This window comes from Melioribacteraceae bacterium 4301-Me (genome assembly GCA_041538185.1).
Lineage (GTDB): Bacteria > Bacteroidota > Ignavibacteria > Ignavibacteriales > Melioribacteraceae > Pyranulibacter > Pyranulibacter aquaticus.
In genome coordinates this window covers 344,933-365,695 of record JBGORM010000003.1, presented here as the reverse complement: position 1 = coordinate 365,695, position 20,763 = coordinate 344,933, and the positions used below count along the sequence as shown (strand labels likewise).

Sequence of the window (20,763 nt, the reverse complement as noted above, 5' to 3'; positions counted from 1 at the left end):
GAGCAAAATCATGGCAAATAAAATTTTAGCTTTTATAGAACAAAGAAGTGGACAAATAAAAAAATCGTCCTTTGAGGCAGCTAAATTAGCATCATCATTAGCCGAAAAATTAAATGGAATTGCAGAAGCAATTACAATTGGCAACGAAATTCAGGACCTGCCAAAAATTGGCAATTACGGCATACAAAAAGTCACTCACTACATTAACAAAGAACTTGAGAATTATTCTGCTTCCGCATATCGGAATATTACAGCGAAGCATTTTACAGAAAATAATTTTGATATCTTAATTTTTGCAAATACGGCGCTTGGTAAAGATTTAGCACCGCGCGTTGCAGTTAAAACTGAGGCTGGTATTGCAATGGATTGTGTGGAGTTTAACTATAATAATCAAGAAATTGTAGTAACTCGACCAGTCTATGCCGGCAAATCACTAATAGACATAAAGATTACAAGTGATAAAAAAATATTCACCTTAAGACCCAATGTTTTTGCTGCTGGCACGCCGAGCAATAATAATGCTGAGGTTATACAGATTAATGTAGATAATCCAAATTTAGCCGATAGAGTGATAGAACTTAAAAAAGCTGAGGGAAAGCTTGACGTAGCAGAAGCCGATATAATTGTTTCCGGCGGAAGAGGATTGAAAGCTCCAGAGAATTTTAAAATGGTAGAAGATCTTGCTGCAGTTCTTGGCGCCGCAACCGGAGCTTCGCGAGCAGTAGTAGATGCAGGCTGGAGACCACACAGCGAACAAGTTGGTCAAACAGGCAAGACAGTTTCACCATCCCTCTATATTGCACTTGGAATTTCAGGTGCAATTCAGCACCTTGCAGGTATGCGTTCTTCGAAATATATTGTTGCTATAAATAAAGACAAAGATGCTCCAATCTTCCAAGTTGCAGATTACGGTATCGTAGGTGATGTTTTTGATGTAGTACCAGCATTAATTGAAGAACTAAAAAAAGTGAAGGGGTAAAATTGAATAAAGTACAAGTGGAAATATTAGGTCTTTCGGCTAGCGCCTCTACAGGGGGCGCTTATGCCTTACTTCTTAAAGAAATTTATGGTACAAGAAGATTACCAATAATCATTGGTGCATTCGAAGCTCAATCTATTGCCCTCGAAATGGAAGGTATTAAACCACCGCGACCATTAACTCATGATTTGTTAAAAAACATAATTGACCACTTAGGCGGTACAATTACAGAAGTAATTATCGATGAACTGCGCGATAATACTTTTTTTGCCAAAATTAAATTAGAGGTCTCCTCTTTAACTAATGAAATTGACTCCCGCCCAAGTGATGCAATAGCATTAGCCATAAGAGCTGGCGCACCTTTGTATGTATCCGAAGAAGTTATGAAAATTGCTTCATTCGTCCCTTCAAGTGAAGAAGAAAGGGAAGAAGATGAATCAGACCTTGAGAAACCTTCGAGCGGCAAGGAATCCATAAAGTCGCATCCTGAAACTAAATTAGCTCAACTTCAGGACCAGCTAAGAGATGCAATAGAAAAAGAGGACTATGAAAGAGCAGCTAAAATTAGAGATGAAATTAATAAACTTTCGAGCAGTTCTAATTAAATACTATTTTACCAATGTCGCATTCTAAACACTTGTTTTTGGAGCAATAGTTCCTAAACAATTCTATCATGCCTTGAGAAATTATTGTTCTTTTTGTGTCATCTTGCAATTTCAGAGATTGCCCCATCTCCAATACTAAATTATTATCAGAATTTTGTATATATAAATCATACAACTTAAATATTTTTTTGGTGGCTTGTGCATTACCAAAAATTTCAAAATAAATTGCAAAATATGGAAAGATAACATTTATAATAATCTCATCTGCTCTTGATGCACCAACCAGATATTTAATTTCAGCATTAGTCTTCCGACCAAAAATATAATGATTACGCCAGTAACCTGCTGATTTAAGAATAAACATTGACCGTAAGGAATTAATCAATACTTTGGGATTTCTTATCTCCTCTATTTTCCTCGCAAGTGATGCCACTAAATTATTATTGATAATCTCATTTAATATCTTCGCACCAGCGGCAATGCGTATTGTGGGAAAATTTTGAGGGCGCAGTCTAAAAAAATGCCATTGAGTCTCTAATAAATAAACACCATCATAAAAATGACTAAAGGAATTCCACAGCAAGTTTAATTTTTCTACATACTGAATTGATTCCTCATCTTTTAGTGTATCAGTTTTAGGAATCATTCCAGATATTTTAAACAAAATTGCTTCATACTTGTCAGTTAAAAGTCCATCTTGTTCAATTTTTGTGAGATAGTCAATTTTAGTATGCTGAGCAAGCTGCATCATAACTGACTTATTTTTAGAATAACCTAGCGCTTCAAAAATTAGCTCATACAACAACTGCTGCCAAATTTCTTTATTTGTAAAATCGTTATGATTAAAATTCCTCTGATAGAACTTAGGAGTAAGTTCATAAGAAATCACAGGCTCCTTTATTTTCAGTTCATGTATAAATGTCAATTCTTTCAATCGATTGTAAATTCTTTTGCACTTCTTATTAAACCTTTCCATTCCAAGCTTAGAAAGAAATTTTTCCTTTTCTTCTTTACTTATTATCTCATTAATATGCTGGCATTTTAATTCTTGGGAATTCTTATTACTATTTTCTTTTGTTGATGCTAATATTTTTTCTACTACATCCTCAGGAAGAAATTCAGCCATACAAACTGTAGGTATTTTCCTCCCATCCCTTGAATATACATAAGGGTGTTTATTTTTGTTACTTAAGGTTGCATGTAAGATTACTTTTGTGTATTTGGCGTCAATATTATGCCCATGCACCTTCCAATCCGCATAATCTCGATCGATTTCAATATCTCCAACAAAAGTTAAATTGCCGATTCGAATACGAGCATTACGATAATCAGGCCCGCTAATGTCTTCATTTCTAACGCCAACATCGAGAACATGAACTTCTTCGCCGGAGACTGTATGAAGTGATTTTGTATAGCTTTGATTTTCCCAAATTTCATAGAGTTGTTTTTCGTAAAGCTTAATTGAAGGGTGCATTATCTTTCCACTGCTTCTTCTGTTTGGACTTAGTATCAAACAGAGTAAAATTTAAGTGAAATTTTTAACCTACTCTGAAATTAATATATTACAACAGCAAATGCTATTAATTTTCGTTTGTTATTTGTAAAATTTTTTCATTTAGATAAGTCATGTATCTATTTATCTTGTCCCCGAACTCAGATGAGTCGTCTAAGTAAATTAACGCCCTGCTAATATTTACAATAAAATTTCTTTTGTTATTGGTGATAAAAAGCCTTACTACGTCCTCTAAATTGCCACCTTGCGCTCCTATCCCAGGTAATAAAACTGGTAAATCGTCAAACAGCAATATATCATTCACTAAGTCGTCTTTATTTGTAGCACCGTACACAATTCCACAGTTTCCTTTTTTATTCCATTCTTTTATTTTATTAATTACTTGTTGATACAAAAAACTGCCATCAGCTAATTTTAATTTTTCGAAATCTGCGGCACTCTTGTTAGAAGTTAAGGCTAAAATAAAATTTAATTTTTCTGTATACTCTAAAAAAGGTTGAACAGAATCGTATCCCATATAAGGGTTGAGAGTAACAGCATCAAAATTTAACTCATCATATATTGATTGCGCATACATTTTTGCGGTATTGCCAATATCACCTCTTTTTGCATCAGCTATTACAAGAGTATCGGAAGGAATCATTTTTTTTGTCTGTGAAATGTACTGAAATCCTTTAGAGCCAAATTTTTCGTAAAAAGCAAAATTAATTTTATATGCTGAAGCATAATTATACGTGTTTTCAATTATAATTCTGTTAAATTCTAAAATTGGCTCTGACTTATTCAATAAATGTGAGGGTATTCTTTTAATATCGGTATCCAAGCCAACACAAATAAAAAGATTGTTTTTCAGCTTGTTATTTAATTTTTGCAAGGCATTCATTTTCCCTCAAAATTCTTAAACATCATTGATTCGATTGGATATTGAGTACGCTTATTATATTTTGCAGATTTTTTTGTGTTGTAAGGTGTTCCAATTTCTCCATCAATAGCAAAATAAATTATTTGACCAATAGGCATTTTAGGATAAATTTTTACTGGCTGCTTTACACTAATCTCTAAAGTCCATGTATTACAAAAGCCAGCATCTCCTTTACCAGCGGTAGAATGAATATCTATTCCAAGTCTACCTACACTTGATTTACCTTCAAGGAACGGAACGTAATTTCGAGTTTCTGTATACTCTTCTGTAACACCTAAATAAAGCTTAGAAGGTAATAAAATATAGCCTTCAGCAGGAATTTCTATCAAATTAATTTTATTGTGAATCTTAGCATCAAGAATTTCATTTTCGTAAACACCCAGCCATTTGCCAAGATGCACATCGTAACTGTTGCTGCCTAGGTTTTCGATATTAAATGGTTCTATTACAATATTGCCTAATTTAATTTCTTCTAGAATTTTTTTATCGGACAAAATCATATATTCCTCATGTATACATTTTACGGTTACGATAGATATTAAGAACTATGCCAATTAAAATCATATTTACCATTAATGAACTGCCTCCATAACTAAGAAATGGCAATGGCAGCCCAATTACGGGTGTAACACCAACATTCATTCCAATATTAATGGCAAAGTGACTGAAAATTATAGAAAGGACACCAATAATTATTAAAGCATGATATTTGTCTTTTGCATTGGAGGCAAGTTTAAGCAATCTTAAAAACAGAATAAGAAAGAGAATAATAATTACAATACTGCCAATAAACCCAAATTCTTCTCCTATAACGCAATATATAAAGTCTGTCCATTGCTCAGGAATAAATCTAAGTTGTGTCTGATTACCTTGGAGGTAGCCTTTCCCAAAGATTCCACCTGAGCCTATTGCTACTTTCGCTTGGATTGCATTGTACCCAGAACCTAATGGATCAGCATTTGGATTAAGGAAGGTTTCAATTCTTTTTTGTTGATGCGGCTTCAAGATTTTATATATATAACTAAAAAAATAGCTGGAAGCTAAGTTCGCAACAAAAATGGTAATGCTATTGAATAAATCCCTTTTAAAAAAAACTAAGCAAATAACGACAAACGCTAAAGAAAGAATAAAGAAAAATGTCCCCAATAGTGACGCAAAAATTACTATGGCAGGTGACAAAACCACAAACATTGCAAATAGACTGATACCGCTCCAGAACAAAATAGAAATAGTTATTATTACAAATACTATTGCAGTACCCATATCGGGTTCAAGCAAAATTAAAGCTACTGGTAAAAATCCAATTAAAAGTGCTACTCCAATATCTTTCACATTATTTATATCGTCCTTTTTATTTGTAAGCCAGTGAGACATGAACAGAACAACGCCAACTTTAGCAAATTCACTTGGCTGAAATCCTAAAGGTCCAAAATTAAGCCAGCTTTTAGAGCCATAAACAGTTCTTCCCAAAACAAGCACTACAATTAAAAAAAATATAGATAACAAATAAGATGGCAGCGCAAGCTCTCTTAAACTTACTGGTGGTAAAAAGTAAACTATTAATAAAATAAGAACAGAAAACACAGCTGCTATTAGTTGTTTTTGAAAATTGCCAGAGGCCAGCGATTGATTATAAGTTGCGCTGAAAATTGCCATTAATCCAATAATAACTAAGAAAATGACAGGAATAAATATTACCAAATCAAATTTATCTTGTAGCTTATAACTTACTTTCACGTATCAGGCCCAATTTAGTTTTTATTTATAATTAAATTAGATAATAGTTGTCGATAAGTTTCATTTTCATTTACTTTTTTAGAATTGCCTTCCAAATATGCTTTAATTACATCTCTAGCTATTGGAGCAGCGGCAGTGCTACCATATCCAGCATTTTCAACAACAACAGCAATTGCAATTTTTGGATTGTTAAAAGGGGCAAATCCAATAAATATTGAATGTTCTTTACCGTGTGGATTCTGTGCGGTTCCAGTTTTGCCGGCTATTTCAATATTCGGCAGTCTTATGTTAGTGGCAGTACCAGCTCTATTAACAACATCATACATTCCCTCTCGAACTATGTCAAAAGTTTTCTTGCTAACCCCAACGTCAAAATACTCTGGTGTAATAGGAATAAACTCATGAGTAACACTTTTGATAAGTCCCTTAACAAAATGTGGCTTAGCTGTTTTTCCGTAGGAAGCAAATATAGCAGCATACTGAGCAAGTTGAATAGGAGTAACACTTAATTCACCTTGACCAATGCCGAGACTTACTAAAATTCCTTTAGGGAATCTGCCTTTACCAAAAATTTTATCATAATATTCTTCATCCGGCACAAGTCCTTTTGATTCCTCAGGAATATCAACCCCTGTTTTCATTCCAAATCCAAACTTATGGGAATATTCAGCCCATTTTTTTAACCCTATTTTTAATATCAGCTGATAAAAAAAAGTATTACACGATTTTTCAATTGCAGTTATTACATTTACAGTACCGTGAACATGCAGGCATTTAAAGAATCTGTCACCGAATTGAAAACCGCCTTGACAAGTAATTTTGTAATCAGGAGTTATAATACCTTCTTCTAATGCTGCAGTTGCTGCTAAGAGTTTATATGTAGAACCTGGTGAATAAATAGACATAGTAGCACGATTGAAGAGAGGTTTATCTGGGTCGTTATTTAATCGGTTCCATACTTCTGTTGAAGTTACTGTAGCAAAATCTGATAGGTCAAATTGAGGCGAACTAACAAAAGCTAATATTTCACCATTATTTGGGTCTAAGGCTACTAATGCACCCCGTTTCCCTTCAAAACTTTTTTCAGCAACCTCTTGTGCATTTTTATCTATCGACAAAATTAAATCATAACCTTTAATTGCACTTTTATCGTTTATCCCGTTGTTGTAACTGCCTATAGTTTTCTGCTGAGCATTTACTATGATATATCTAATTCCTTTAATACCCTTTAAAAATTTTTCATAGGTCTTTTCTAAGCCGCTATAACCTATGTTATCCCCCATATCATATTCTTTCTTTTTTTGTCGCAGCAAATCTATACCAATTTCTTTAGTATAACCAAACATATGTGAGCCACTTACACCAAAGGAATAATCTCTTTGTGTTTCAATTACATAGTCTACACCCGGTAAATTTGAAGCATTTTCTTCATACCAAGCTATAATCTTAAAATCTGCATCTTTTTTAATTTTGATAGGAATATATTTAGAATAGCTACTATTTTCTTTCAAGAGTTTAGAAATAAAGCCTGGATTAACACCTATTACAGGTTCGATGTATTTATCTAATCTATTATTGTAATCTGCCGGTGTAATTCTAATTGTAAAACTAGGTTTATTACCTACCAAAATATTTCCATTCCTATCATAAAAGACTCCGCGTGGTGCTGTCTGATATACCGGCTTAATACTGTTTTCTTCAGATTTTACAGCATATTCCGGATGCTCTAATATCTGCATACTAAAGAGTTGCAAAATCAATATAAAACAGAAACCCACAATAACAAAGTAGATAATATTTTTTCTTGTAGCTGACCCAAATAATGAATCGTTCACAATAAATTACCTTTAGGTTTTATCAAAGGAACTGCGAAGCTAAATATTAAAGTGTAAATACCAGGCAACAAACCAGTATACAAAAATAAAAACAAGAAACCAATTGCTTGAACTTTAGTAGAGATTGCCGAATAAATAAAACAGTTAATAATTGAGACAATGAAAACAATAAGAGAGAACATAAAAGTAGATGTATTTTGCTCAATTTTATTCTCATTACAGAAGTAGCCCGATAAAAAAGCTGAAATAGTAAAAGTAAACATTGCGGCACCCAGTAGTCCTCCAGAAGCAATATCGAAAATTAAACCAGAAAAAAAGCCAAAGTAAGTCCCATATAATTGACCATAAAGTAACGTATAATAAATTACAGCAATTATAGGCAGATTAGGAACAACACCCTCAATTGAAATTAGAGGAACTAAAGTAAACTGAACTATAATAAGAAAAAGAACATATAGTATTGGCTTTATGAATTTCGAATACATTACTTATGAAAATTTTCTTCTAATTCTATAATTTGCTTATTTGGCTGAACCATTAAAACAAAAAGATTATTTATTGACTTAACATCAACAAAAGGTTTTACCGTAAGATTATGCAAAAGTCCTAAAACATTTGATTGCTTTTTACTAATTATTCCTATTGGTATAGACGGTGGGAATAATGTGCTAAACTCGGATGTTACTACTCTATCACCTTCTTCAACATTATAAGTAGTAGGGATATCTTTAACTACCAATTCGTTACCGTTCCATGACATTATACCCTGCACATTATTTTTCTGAATTGTAACAGCAATATTGAGATTACTATTTTCTAATGTTTTAATTGACGAAAAATTATTACTTACTTCAGAAACAATACCCACCAAACCCTTATCGGTAATTACTGGCATACCAAGACGAACCCCATCATAATAACCTTTATTCAAAATATAAATCCCTTGTACTTTTGAAACCATTTTTGATATAACAGAAGCAGGTAAAAGTTTAAAACTAGAAGAATCCTTAAAAGAAAGCATGTTTCTCAATTCATTATTCTCTAGGCCATATTTCCTAAGTAAATTTACCTGGAGCATAAGCTCAGCATTTTCCTTTTTAAGTTTTTCTAATTCCGCATCGTTTTTTAAAAAATCTCTTACTGAGGTGACCAAATAGTTAATAAAAGCAAAATTGCCGACTGCAAATGTTTTAATGTGCTTAACTTGTAGTTTTTGGTTGCTTGTAAGAATATATAAGCTAATTATAGAAAGGACAATAAAAGTAATATATTCCTTAAAATCCTTAAGTACTTTAGTAAAATAATTTTTCATTAATAAGTTCTTTTTCGAATAAATACTTTAGAATATTTATTCAAATTTTCTAATGCTTTCCCTGCACCTCTTACAACAGCAGTTAGTGGGTCATCGGCAACATGTACTGGTAAATTAGTCTCCATTCTTATTCTTTCATCTAATCCTTTAAGTAAAGCTCCACCGCCCGACAAAATGACCCCTCTATCTAAAATATCAGCTGAAAGTTCAGGTGGGGTTCTCTCAAGAGTTTGCTTAACTGCTTCAACAATTTGAGTAATATTTTCATTAAGAGCATCTCTAATCTCTACTGAACTAACCTCTGAAGTTTTAGGAACGCCGCCAATAAGGTCTCTACCTTTGACTTGTATAGTTACTTCTTCTTTAAGAGGGACAGCAGAACCAACTTCGCATTTAATTGATTCGGCTGTACGTTCGCCAATAAGAAGGTTATAATTTTTTTTGAAGAATTGCATAATAGCATTGTTCATTTCATCGCCTGCAATTCGAATTGATTCTTCATTCACTATTCCTGCCAAAGCAATAACTGCTATTTCAGTTGTACCGCCACCGATATCAATAATCATATTACCGATAGGTGCTTCTACATCCAAGCCAACACCAATAGCCGCTGCCATTGGTTCTGCAATTAAATGTACTTCTTTGGCTCCAGCATGTTCAGCTGCATCTCTTACAGCTCTTTTTTCTACTTCTGTAACTCCGCTTGGTACTGCAATGACAACTCGCTTACTTGAAAAAGTGTTTGGCGTTACTTTTTTAATGAACGCTCTTATCATTCCTTCTGCAATTTCAAAATCAGCAATCACACCGTCGCGCATTGGTCGTGTTACTCTAATTTCTCTATGCTCTCTACCTTGCATCTCCTTGGCTTTATTGCCAAGCTCAATTATTCTTTTGGTATTTCTATCAAAAGCAACTATTGACGGCTCATTTAAAACGATGCCTTTTCCTTTAATATAAATTAAAGTATTAGCAGTACCCAGATCTATTGCAACATCGGTTGAGAAAAAATCAAAAATCCCCATTTAACCTCCATTGTTGCTCTGTTTTTAACTTAGAGCAGCAAATCAATGTTTAAAATTTCTTATTCCAGTTAATACCATTGAAATATTATTTTCTTCAGCTGCTTTAATAACCTCTGAATCTCTGACTGAGCCGCCGGGCTGAATTATAGCTACAATCTTATTAGCAGCAATTTCAAGCACCCCATCAGGGAAAGGGAAAAAAGCATCCGAAGCAGCTACTGCACCAGTTAAATCATGCCCAAATTCTTTCGCTTTCATTGCTGCAATTTTTGCAGAATCAATCCTCGACATCTGTCCAGCACCAACCCCTAAGGTTTTCCTATCTTTTGCATAAATAATAGCATTAGATTTAGTATGCTTACAAACTGTCCAAGCAAAAATAAGATCTCTAATTTCAGTATCAGTGAGACTTCTCTTGGTAACCAAGTTCATTTTCTCTGTTGTAATTCTTGAACTGTCTTTTTCTTGGACTATCAGTCCCCCTGGAATATTTTTTATTATAAGACCGTATTTATCGGGTTCCTTTATGATTTTCACAATTCTTCTATTCTTTTTTGACTTAAGAATTTCTAAAGCTGCATCTGAATAAGATGGTGCACATACAATTTCTAAAAAGATTTCATTTAATTTTAATGCTGTAGTTTCATCAACTTCGGAATTAAAAGCTACAATTCCGCCGAAAGCTGAGGTTGGGTCGCAGTTTAATGCATTTTGATATGCTAAAAAAGTGGAATCTGAAGTTGCTGCTCCACATGGATTAGTATGTTTTATTATTGCACAGGATGTTCCACCTAAATCGTAAACTAATTCAACAGCAGCAATTAAATCAATAATATTATTATACGAAACCTCTTTACCGTGTAAAATTTCATAGTAATTATTAAAATTACCGAACAAATAAGCTTTTTGATGAGGATTTTCCCCGTAACGAAGTTCAGTCTCAAGTGGGTAATTCAATCTAATTTGTCTAAAAGGAAGATTAAATTCTTTATCGAAAAAATTTGCTATTAGAGTATCATAAAAAGCTGTATATGAAAAAGCTTCTGCAGCTAACTTTTTTCTAGTTTGTTCACTAATTTGGCCATTAGAAAGCTCTTCGATAAAGCTGTCGTATTGATTAGGATTAGTTAGCACAGAAACAAACTTATAATTTTTTGCACTTGCTCTAATTAAACTAGGTCCGCCTATATCAATATTTTCAATTTTCTCTTCTAAAGGGATATCATTTTTTTCTACTATTTTGGGAAAGGGATAAAGGTTAACACACACAATATCTATCGGTAAAATACTGTTCTCGTCGGCTTGTTTTAAATCCTCCGAATTATCACGCCGCATTAAAATTCCGCCGAATATTTTAGGATGAAGTGTTTTTACTCTACCAGAAAAAATTTCGGGGAAAGAGGTAAAATCTCTAATTTCAGTGCATTTTACTTGATTTTCTAAGAGGAGCTGTGCTGTTTTGCCTGTTGCTAAAATTTCATAATTATTTTTCAGCAGCGCCTTTGACAAATCAATAATTTTTGTTTTATCAGAGACACTAATCAAAGCATATTTTTTCAATCCGTCCGTCCTTATTATTCAATAATAACTTTATCATCAATTAATTTTATTTTGCCTTCTGAAAATTTTAAAACTACGTAAGGCAAAATTTCGTGCTCAATTTTTAATACTTTTGCAGCAATATCATCAGGCCCAGATACATTTGAAATATCCACTTGCTTTTGATATATAATTTTACCGTGGTCATAAATTTTATCTACAAAGTGAACAGTAGCACCAGAAACTTTTGATTTAGATTCCCAAACAGCTTTATGAACATTTATACCGTACATGCCTTTGCCCCCAAAAGAAGGGAGCAATGCCGGATGAATATTTATAATTTTATTTTCGAACTTATCTATAAACTCATCGGGAATTTTTTTCAAAAAACCCGCTAAAACAATTAGCTTAACGTTAAATTTCTCTAAAATGTCTGCTAACTGTCTATAACTAACGAAACCTTCTTTAATTTTTTCACTAACAAAAAAAACATCGATTTTATTTTGTTGAGCAAATTCTACTGCTGTGCACGTCGTTTTATTGCTTACGACTGCTGCAATTTTTACTTTATTTTTCGGAACTGAATTATAAAGTGACTTAAGATTTGAACCCCTTCCCGAAACAAAAACTGCAATATTAAGCATCAACAATTTTCCCAATAAAAATTATTGAAATAGAGTCAAATTTTCAATAAAAACAATGCTTTTCTAAGTTATCGTTACTTTTTTATGATAGCAGCAAGAAAAATTTTAACCTACCGAGCTGCGAATCAAAGTTCATCATCTAACTAAACACATAAGAATACAATATACATAAAAAATCACACGGACTAATTTCTCACATTATAAAAGATGGTGTATCTAAAAAAGCAGACTTATCACAATCAGCTTAATTTCATTTTCCTCTTCAAATTATTTATTAGAGCCTGAATACTATCCTTAAATTCAAATTCATTACTATTTTCAGCTTGATTCAAGTAAAGCACAGCCTTTTTTTTATTGTTCAAGGAATAATTTGCCTTTGCCAAAAGGAATAAAGAGTAAGGTTTAATCCACTTATCTTGATGATAATTCAAGGAATCAATTCTTGCAATAAAAGAGATTGCCTCGTTAAATTTGCCCAAATTAATGCACGCTTCTGAAATATAAGCTAACGCTTTTGCACGCTCTTCTTCTTCTTTTAAAACAGGATAATGTACTTTAAGGCTATCGTAAACTAACTTGTACTTAGCTGAGAATAAATTGTTTTCCATAGTAATTAAGTACAAATACTCTTCAGAGAATCCCTTATTTTTAAATTTATCGCTTTTTATTTTAGCATAAGCATCTTCAAAAATATCAGGGTTTCCGCTTTTAGCTCCTTCAAAATATTTTTCATTATTAATTGTAGAATCTATCATTGCATTACAAACTGCAATTCTAAGGTTTGCAATCCCGACGTAGTCCATCTCTTTAGTTACATCAATAAATTTTTGGTATTCTTCCTTGGCCATTTTGAAATTATTACGCCTAAAATAAATTTCCCCTTTTCTAAAAAGGGCGAGAGAATTAATAATCGGGATTTTTGGATTGTTAATTTTTATTATTTGGTTCAATGAACTCTCTGCTTTATCAAGCTTCCTTGCTTTAATATTAGTTAAAGCACTTTGATAAAGGAATAAAACATTATTAGGATACTTTGTTAAAAGAATATTTAAGAAAATGGAGGCGGAATCGTAATTGGCTAAGTAATCAGTATAAATTTTAGCTAAATGAAAAGCGTTTTCTGTTTTATCAAGCTTGCCTTTTTTATACGACAGCAATAAATACTTAAGTCCTCGTTCTTTATTTGAAGATAAGCCTGTTAAATTAACAGCCCATTTGAACATGCTTGGTACGTAACTTAAAGCATAATCAAGTAGACCTAATCCCATGTAGGCATCATAAAAAGTTGAATCAGACTGAAGAGTTTTATCAAAATTATTTTTTGCATTTTTAGCTTCCCAAAAAGCATCTAAGGCGTTATTATTTATTGCATGAACCATAGCACGCAAAAGTTCTATGTTTCCCAAAATGTAATTATATTTAGGATTATCATCATCCTTATCCAACATCTTTTCTATTTTTTGCGTTGCTAATTCTGAATATTTCAAAAAAATAAAATATTCTCCCGGGTCATTTGAGCCTAAGTACAACCAAAAATGCAAGCGGGCAATATTATAATAACCATAAGGTAAATCTTTGTTGTATTCAATAATCTTATTAAAAAATTTTTCAGCATCAGCAAATCTCAAACTATATGCTGCATCCCAACCAGTTTTAGCTAAGTTCTGAATTGTTAGATTTTGTGCCTTAAGAAAAGTTATAGAGAGACAAAAGAGTGTAAAGAAAATATAAGTTTTCCTCAATTTTTATTTTTCCTCTGTGAATATTCATTAGCAGCTTTTACAAATTCTCTAAATAATGGATGAGCATTAGTTGCTCTTGATTTTAATTCAGGATGAAATTGGCAGCCAACAAACCACGGATGATTAGGCAGTTCAATCATTTCAACTAATTTTTCATCAGGCGAAAGACCACTTATTACCATACCATTTTTTTCTAATAAGTCGCGAAACTTATTATTTACCTCATAACGGTGACGATGTCTTTCAGAGATTTTTGTTTTCTTATATGCTTCGAATGCTTTGGTTTTTTTCTTAATTAAACAAGGATAAGCCCCCAAACGCATCGTTGCGCCTTTATTCTTCACCTTTAGTTGTTCTGGCATAATATGAATTACATTAAACTTCCCTTTAGCAAATTCTGCACTGTTAGCTTTTTTTAGTCCGCAAACATTTCGTGCAAATTCAATTACAGCACATTGCAAGCCTAAGCAAATGCCCAAAAAAGGAATATTATTTTCCCTAGCATATTTTATTGCTTGAATTTTCCCTTCTATACCTCTTTCACCAAAACCACCTGGAATTAATAAACCATCAAAATCACTCAACAATTTTTCTGCCCCTTTTTCTTCAACTTCTTCAGAGCTGATAAAAACCGGTTCAACTTTTACATCATTTTCGCCTCCGGCATGAACAAATGCTTCAGAAATACTCTTGTAAGCGTCCTTATTTTCAATATACTTACCGCAAACCGCTATTCTTACTTTCCCTGTTGGATTTTTAATTTTCTCTACAAAGCTTTGCCATTGTTCGAGATGAATTGTAATATCAGGTAATTTCAGTTTATCTAAAATTAATCTATCTAGATTTTGCTGATATAGAACCAAAGGCACTTCATAAATAGTCGAACAGTCATAAGCAGATATAACAGCTTCAGAGCGTACATTACAAAATAGTGCAATTTTATCTCTAAGTTCCTGTGATAGCTCTTTTTCTGACCTGCAAACTAAAATATTAGGTTGAATACCCAACTCCAATAAATTTTTCACACTATGTTGTGTAGGTTTTGTTTTAACTTCTCCAGCAGAAGCTATAAATGGGACTAAAGTAACATGAATACTTATTGCATTTTTTCTCCCAATTTCAAGCATAATTTGTCTCATTGCTTCAATAAATGGCAAACTTTCAATATCACCTACTGTACCGCCAATCTCAGTAATTATAATATCATATTTTCCAGTTTCACCCAAGAACTTCATTCTATTTTTAATTTCGTCTGTAATATGAGGAATGACCTGGACAGTAGCTCCTAAGTAATCGCCCCTCCTTTCCTTTGTAATCACTTCATTGTATATCTGGCCAGTTGTTGTATTATTTGCCTTAGACATATCAACATCTAAAAATCTTTCGTAGTGACCAAGGTCTAAATCAGTTTCAGCTCCGTCATCCGTTACATAAACTTCTCCATGCTGAAATGGGTTCATTGTTCCAGGGTCTACATTTATATAAGGGTCAAACTTTTGGATAGTAACACTATAACCACGTAATTTAAGCAAAAGACCAATTGAAGAAGCTGTAATCCCTTTACCTAAAGAAGATACAACACCTCCAGTTATAAAAATATACTTTACTTTCTTTTTAAGTGGCATCGTTATTTTAACATAAAGATTGGAAAAAATTGTTTGTAAAAAATAAAAAAAAAACTCGACTTATCTATGAACAACTTTTACTTTTACTTTTTTTCCAGTGCTGTCCAAAATAATTTTGAAATCAAATCCCGAAGGGATGAATTACCAAATAAATTTTGAAAACTTCATGATTTTGGACTATTCTACTTGTCTTGTAAATCAATCCCTATCTCGTCCATACGGGACTTTTAACTTCAGTTTGATATTTATTTATTCTATAACTATATAATTCCTAAAGGGATAACATTGGTTTATGCATAATAATCAAAGCTTTATTGTCTCGTCAGGACAAAATATTTTTAGGATAAAGAACAAAGAAATAGATTAAGTCCATTTAGGGACAAAATAAAAAATATATTGGACAGATATGTTTTTTCACAATTAAGAAAGAGCCACATAAAAGATAACCGCATAAAAACGAGATCACAATAGGGGTAGGGCTATAAAAACTTATTTGGCGACAATGCTTAAATAAAGTTTTTGAAGGAAATTTTTCGCTTGCCAAATTCAAGCTAATTATATTACTTTACCGAAAGCAGAGTATTATACCTCTGTTCATTTTTTAATAGTGATAATGCTGCATCAAATTGTTTATCGTAATTAAGAGACTCTATTATTCTGCCAATTCGTCCGTTTATTCTTCCTGCAAGTTCTTCTTTACATTCTGCAATTATATCATTCTTGTAATTTTTTAATTCGTTATTATCATACTGCTGAATTAAATTCTGAAGGGAATTTATTTGTTCAATAATTTCTGAGGGGTAGTTATCCTGCATGGCTAACTTTTTAAGATTACTTATTAAGTCTGCTTGCTGAGAAGTATATTTGAATTTTTGTTCGGATAAATAATTCATAAAATCATTAAACAATTTTTCTGAAGAAATTTTCTTTAGGTCTAGTTCCGGACTTTTGTTATAATACATTGTAGCGAATTTAAAAAACATTCCTTCTGCCAGCAGTTTTTGAATAGGCTTTGCTTCTGATATACTTTGCACAATAGTATCTGGGACAATACCACCATGCGAGAAAACATACCTATTGTTATCAGTAAAAAATTTTTCTTGTAATGAATTATCCTTAACCAAAATTACTTTATTGCCGGCAGTATAATCTATTTTTTGAATACTTCTTCCAGATGGAGTAAAATATTTGCCATTAGTGATTTTTAGGGAAGTATTATATGAAAGCGGCACAATTGTTTGAACTAATCCCTTGCCAAATGAAGGAATACCAAGTATTACAGCTCGGTCATGGTCCTGCAAAGCACCTGCAACTATCTCAGATGCAGATGCAGTGCCATCATCAACAAGTACAACCATTTTAGCATTTGGTAATATTGGCTCTTGATTTGAATAAAAACGTCTTTCGCTTAAAGAGTCTCTACCTTTTACACTTACCACCAATTGACCTTTTCTTAAAAACTTTTCAGCAACATCAATTGCAGCATCAAGCAGCCCACCCGGATTACCTCTTAGATCCAAAATCAGTGATTTAATTTCTTTTTTAGACTTCAAATCAATTAATGCTTTTCTTACCTCGTCGCCCGCAGTTCTTGTAAATCCACTCAATTTTAGATACGCATTATTACTGTTTTCAGGTACAAACCCATAGTAAGTTAAATTTTTCACTTCTACTTCTTCTCGGACTAAGTTAAAATTCAGTTCGTTAGGCACACCTTCCCGCTGAACTGTAATGGAAACTGTTGTGCCAACATCCCCTTTCAATAACTCAGAGATATCCTGATAGTTTTCCTTAGATACAGGTTCATCATTTATTTTTGTAATAATATCACCAATCCTAAGTCCCTGCCTTTGAGCCGAGTATCCTTCAATCAAATCAACAATGGTGATTTTATCATCTCTCAAGCCTATCGTTGCACCAATCCCACCATACTTGCCAGTCGTAATCATATCAATATCTTTCTGCTGATACTCATCAATAAAATTAGTGTAAGGGTCGAGGGACTGAAGCATTCCTCTTATTCCTGCCAGCATAAATTCATGCGGGTCAATGGGGTCAACGTAATTTAGTGTAACTTCCTTGTACACTTTACCGTATATTTCAATTGCTTTATTAATTTCAAGGTAAATATCATTATCACTCTTCAAAAAACCGGTTGATATAAATAAAATAAATGATAATGCAAGCAGCTTTAAATAATTTGTTTTATTTAGTTTCATACTTTTCAATCTCACGAACAATTTGTTGATTAATAGTTTCTATTGAATTCAGGCCATCGATTACGATAAACCTTTTTTCTTTTTTTGACAATTCGAAATATCCACGTCTTACTTTCTCGTAAAAAATTTTTTCCGATAATTCAATACGGTCTAAATCAATCTGTTTAATTTTTGACTTTCTTTTTAGAACTTCTTCAACAGGAATATCAATTAGAAAAGTAATATTTGGGACTGCAGGTTTTATTATAAAGTTTTGCAAATTTGTAATAAATTCCAAGTCAATTCCCCTTCCATAGCCTTGATATGCGACAGAAGAATCATGAAAACGGTCAGATATCACATAATAACCTTTTGATAATGAAGGAATAATTGCTTCTTTTACCAACTGTGCTCTGCTGGCAGCAAACAGCAGCAATTCTGTTTCAAAACTCATTTCAGTATTATTTTTATCCAACAAAATTTCTCTAATTTTTTCTGAAATATTAGTTCCACCAGGTTCGCGAAAGACTTTTACTTTATTGCCCTTTTTCCTTAAATATTCTTCAAGGAGTTTAACTTGTGTTGACTTACCGCAAAAATCTAATCCTTCAAAACTAATAAACATATGTTATAGTTGTTTTATTATATATTGAAGTCTTTGAGGAGTTTTAGTAATTAATTTTGTGTACTTAGGAATTTTCAACTGAGGTTCAACAGAACCGCTTTCATCTTTGTATGCAGTCCAAAAATCAACATACGGCTTTAAATCCTCGTTACTCATTTCACCAAGTACATTAAGTCCGCCTCGCAAAACTATATTAATTTTTGGAGGGAACAATAGTAATTCCTTACCTCTAGGAACGTTAATTACATTAACAGGGATACTTTCAAAAATTTTGTCTGCTACTTTCTGTACATCGAAACTTACTGTTGTACTGTTAATACTATAGGTTATCCCATCAATTACTTCTAAGGGAATTTTTTTAGTAATTGGTTCTTCGATTTCCGGTATTAATGTATACTCGGTTTTCACGCTGTCAATATTTCTTATTAAACTTTCTGCTCCTAAAGCAATTATTGAATCTGGGCGCAATGAAATATCGGATGTTTGTATATAACCTTGTTTAAATTTAAGGCTCAAATTTGGAACAATTTTTACTTTCTTGCTGCGAATTTTTTCTATTTTAAAGGCAATTTCGTCCGGAGTAATCTCCACAACTTGTAAGGTAGATGAAATCCATGAATTAATATTCACAAAATTTTTAGGCTGAACCTTCTGCACTCCAATTTTCGAATTATCAGAAATGTCAAATTGTAAAGTTCGGCTCAGCAATAGTTTGGTTAACTCCCAACCCTGAGCTTTTACTGAAAGGGTTATTTCTTTATGGTCAATATTAGCTAAAGTGTAATTTTCTGGTATATCAATAATGTTAATTGGAAGCGTTATTGTAGAAAAATACTCTCCCGATAAAGATACTGATGCCCAAAGCCCTATAGAGAAAAACGTAATTAAAATTATAGTAATAATTTTTTTCTTCATACTGAAATATATAAAAAAGTAAATACTGCTGGGTAAGAAAGGTTAGGCTTTACAAAATTTATCTAATCTGATTAAAATATTGGATTAAAATTTCTCTATTAGCCATAGAAATTTGTCGGCCTTTAATTGGAAAGTTACTAAAGTTTCGCGCAAGTCTTCTGAGTTGATGAACATTTAATTTCGATAGTTCTTCTTCTGTGGGGATAGTCTGGCTAGCATTAAAATCTTCAGGTTGAGCTTTACCCTTGTCTTCTAAGTCATCTTTATTTAATTCTTTTTTTATTTCGGAAGTTAATTTAGATAAAGTAGGAGAGAAAAAATCACTTTCAACTTTATTCTTTCTCGGTCTTCCTCTTCTAGTTAGTATTTTAGGAGTATCTTGCGGTTCAGCGGTTTGTTTATCATTTAGTGTTTCTAAAGTTGGGTTAATTTCCTTTTCATTTTCTTTTGTTATTTCTGAATTGCTGTTCGAGACAATAGAATCAATTTGGACATCAGGGCGAGGGATTACGTGGGTAGAAATTAATTGACCAACTCTTTGAGCGGCAGCTGCGCCTGCATCGACAGCCGATTTAACTGCAGCAACTTCTCCAATTACTTTTACAGTTACTAAAGCACCTCTAACTTTTTCTTTGCCAATTAGTTTTACATTGGCTGCCTTCACCATAGCGTCGGCAGCCTCTATTGCTCCTATTAATCCTTTGGTCTCTATTAATCCTAAGGCAAGTTGCATAAAAAATTACTTAAGCTTTTGGGCGTTTAGGAAGAATTAATTCAACGTCTGAATGAGGACGAGGGATGACATGAACGGAAACTAGTTCGCCTACCCTTTGAGCTGCTGCTGCGCCTGCATCGGTAGCAGCTTTAACAGCACCAACATCACCACGAACCATAACAGTTACATAACCGCCGCCAATAGTTTCTTTACCAATCAATTCTACTTTTGCTGCTTTAACCATGGCGTCGGCTGCTTCGATTGCACCGACTAAACCTTTGGTTTCAATCATGCCAAGTGCATCAAGTGTCATATATTGCTCCCAATTTTAATGAAATTCTTACGGAAAATAGTTGATATATGTAAAAATGTCAATCAAAACTAAACTTTACTTTTATTGTTATTTACTGTTTTCAAATAATCTTGAAGTAATATATACGCTGCATTCATATCGAGTAAAGTTTTATCTCTTCTTTTCTTTTTTGAGGTAACGGATTCAATAATGTTTTTCCTGGCTATTTCGGATGTATATCTTTCATCTAATAGTTCAACTTTCAAATTAAACTTTGATTCTAAATTATCTTTAAATTTTTTCACTAAAGCTGAAATTTTAGCTTCACTGCCATTTTCTTTTAGTGGATTACCTAGAACTATTTTTACAATATTATTTTTTTTTATGATAATATCTAATTCCTTAAAGATTTCCTGGTTATTTGGTAGTGTTGTAAGAGGATAAGCAAATAAATTCAAAGGATCTGTTATTGCTAGTCCAATTCTCACTTCTCCATAATCAATTGCAAGTATTCTTTTTTCTTCCATTAATCTAAGATAT

Annotated in this window: 20 protein-coding genes; 2 read left to right on the top strand and 18 right to left on the bottom strand. The window is 32.7% G+C overall.

Translation table 11 applies throughout. The features are described 5' to 3' along the window. Positions 1-10 precede the first annotated feature (10 nt). Together ABRY23_07695 and ABRY23_07690 are read left to right on the top strand one after the other, a co-directional pair. Entirely contained in the window at positions 11-979 is a 969-nt protein-coding gene (locus ABRY23_07695; protein ID MFA3782928.1) for an electron transfer flavoprotein subunit alpha/FixB family protein, read from the top strand. A gap of 2 nt (positions 980-981) precedes the next feature. Continuing rightward, positions 982-1,584: a bifunctional nuclease domain-containing protein gene (locus ABRY23_07690; protein ID MFA3782927.1), complete on the top strand. Its 603-nt coding sequence runs from the start codon at positions 982-984 to the stop codon at positions 1,582-1,584. On the opposite strand, the gene ABRY23_07685 is transcribed toward ABRY23_07690, so the two are convergent. From ABRY23_07685 to ruvX, 18 genes are all read right to left on the bottom strand, one after another. Further along, positions 1,577-3,058 (bottom strand): DUF2851 family protein, encoded by a 1,482-nt coding sequence (locus tag ABRY23_07685; GenBank protein MFA3782926.1) that lies wholly within the window; start codon positions 3,056-3,058, stop codon positions 1,577-1,579. The genes ABRY23_07690 and ABRY23_07685 overlap by 8 nt on opposite strands. A gap of 106 nt (positions 3,059-3,164) precedes the next feature. Then, on the bottom strand, positions 3,165-3,980 hold the full coding sequence (pyrF, locus tag ABRY23_07680) for an orotidine-5'-phosphate decarboxylase (protein ID MFA3782925.1): 816 nt from the start codon (positions 3,978-3,980) through the stop codon (positions 3,165-3,167). Next, positions 3,977-4,519: a dCTP deaminase gene (gene dcd, locus ABRY23_07675; protein MFA3782924.1), complete on the bottom strand. Its 543-nt coding sequence runs from the start codon at positions 4,517-4,519 to the stop codon at positions 3,977-3,979. Before dcd ends, pyrF begins: the two co-directional genes overlap by 4 nt. A gap of 7 nt (positions 4,520-4,526) precedes the next feature. Beyond that, positions 4,527-5,756, bottom strand: a complete 1,230-nt coding sequence (gene rodA, locus ABRY23_07670) for a rod shape-determining protein RodA (protein ID MFA3782923.1) — start codon at positions 5,754-5,756, stop codon at positions 4,527-4,529. A gap of 14 nt (positions 5,757-5,770) precedes the next feature. After that, complete coding sequence (mrdA, locus tag ABRY23_07665; protein MFA3782922.1) at positions 5,771-7,591, bottom strand: penicillin-binding protein 2; 1,821 nt, start codon at positions 7,589-7,591, stop codon at positions 5,771-5,773. Then, a complete protein-coding gene (mreD, locus tag ABRY23_07660; GenBank protein MFA3782921.1) occupies positions 7,588-8,076 on the bottom strand; it encodes a rod shape-determining protein MreD in 489 nt (162 codons plus the stop codon). The genes mrdA and mreD overlap by 4 nt, the downstream gene beginning before the upstream one ends. Beyond that, positions 8,076-8,903 carry a rod shape-determining protein MreC gene (gene mreC / locus ABRY23_07655; GenBank protein MFA3782920.1) on the bottom strand — a complete coding sequence of 276 codons (828 nt, stop codon included), beginning with the start codon at positions 8,901-8,903 and terminating at the stop codon, positions 8,076-8,078. The genes mreD and mreC overlap by 1 nt, the downstream gene beginning before the upstream one ends. Next, positions 8,903-9,928, bottom strand: coding sequence for a rod shape-determining protein (locus tag ABRY23_07650; GenBank protein ID MFA3782919.1), 1,026 nt, complete (start codon positions 9,926-9,928; stop codon positions 8,903-8,905). Before ABRY23_07650 ends, mreC begins: the two co-directional genes overlap by 1 nt. A gap of 42 nt (positions 9,929-9,970) precedes the next feature. Beyond that, the gene (gene purH, locus ABRY23_07645) at positions 9,971-11,488 is read right to left on the bottom strand and encodes a bifunctional phosphoribosylaminoimidazolecarboxamide formyltransferase/IMP cyclohydrolase (protein ID MFA3782918.1); all 1,518 of its coding nucleotides are present in this window, start codon (positions 11,486-11,488) and stop codon (positions 9,971-9,973) included. A 14-nt stretch (positions 11,489-11,502) separates the two neighbouring features. Continuing rightward, complete coding sequence (locus ABRY23_07640) at positions 11,503-12,111, bottom strand: phosphoribosylglycinamide formyltransferase (GenBank protein MFA3782917.1); 609 nt, start codon at positions 12,109-12,111, stop codon at positions 11,503-11,505. 239 nt (positions 12,112-12,350) lie between these two features. Next, positions 12,351-13,853 carry a tetratricopeptide repeat protein gene (locus ABRY23_07635; protein ID MFA3782916.1) on the bottom strand — a complete coding sequence of 501 codons (1,503 nt, stop codon included), beginning with the start codon at positions 13,851-13,853 and terminating at the stop codon, positions 12,351-12,353. Next, the gene (locus ABRY23_07630) at positions 13,850-15,478 is read right to left on the bottom strand and encodes a CTP synthase (GenBank protein MFA3782915.1); all 1,629 of its coding nucleotides are present in this window, start codon (positions 15,476-15,478) and stop codon (positions 13,850-13,852) included. Before ABRY23_07630 ends, ABRY23_07635 begins: the two co-directional genes overlap by 4 nt. Positions 15,479-16,038: 560 nt before the next feature. After that, on the bottom strand, positions 16,039-17,697 hold the full coding sequence (locus tag ABRY23_07625) for a S41 family peptidase (GenBank protein ID MFA3782914.1): 1,659 nt from the start codon (positions 17,695-17,697) through the stop codon (positions 16,039-16,041). Next, the gene (gene tmk / locus ABRY23_07620; protein ID MFA3782913.1) at positions 17,684-18,301 is read right to left on the bottom strand and encodes a dTMP kinase; all 618 of its coding nucleotides are present in this window, start codon (positions 18,299-18,301) and stop codon (positions 17,684-17,686) included. The genes ABRY23_07625 and tmk overlap by 14 nt, the downstream gene beginning before the upstream one ends. A 3-nt stretch (positions 18,302-18,304) precedes the next feature. After that, a complete protein-coding gene (locus ABRY23_07615) occupies positions 18,305-19,216 on the bottom strand; it encodes a YbbR-like domain-containing protein (protein ID MFA3782912.1) in 912 nt (303 codons plus the stop codon). Between the two features lie 58 nt (positions 19,217-19,274). Next, the gene (locus ABRY23_07610) at positions 19,275-19,949 is read right to left on the bottom strand and encodes a BMC domain-containing protein (protein MFA3782911.1); all 675 of its coding nucleotides are present in this window, start codon (positions 19,947-19,949) and stop codon (positions 19,275-19,277) included. Positions 19,950-19,959: 10 nt separating this feature from the next. Beyond that, on the bottom strand, positions 19,960-20,244 hold the full coding sequence (gene eutM, locus ABRY23_07605; protein ID MFA3782910.1) for an ethanolamine utilization microcompartment protein EutM: 285 nt from the start codon (positions 20,242-20,244) through the stop codon (positions 19,960-19,962). A gap of 68 nt (positions 20,245-20,312) precedes the next feature. Further along, on the bottom strand, positions 20,313-20,750 hold the full coding sequence (gene ruvX, locus ABRY23_07600) for a Holliday junction resolvase RuvX (GenBank protein MFA3782909.1): 438 nt from the start codon (positions 20,748-20,750) through the stop codon (positions 20,313-20,315). Positions 20,751-20,763: the final 13 nt, after the last annotated feature.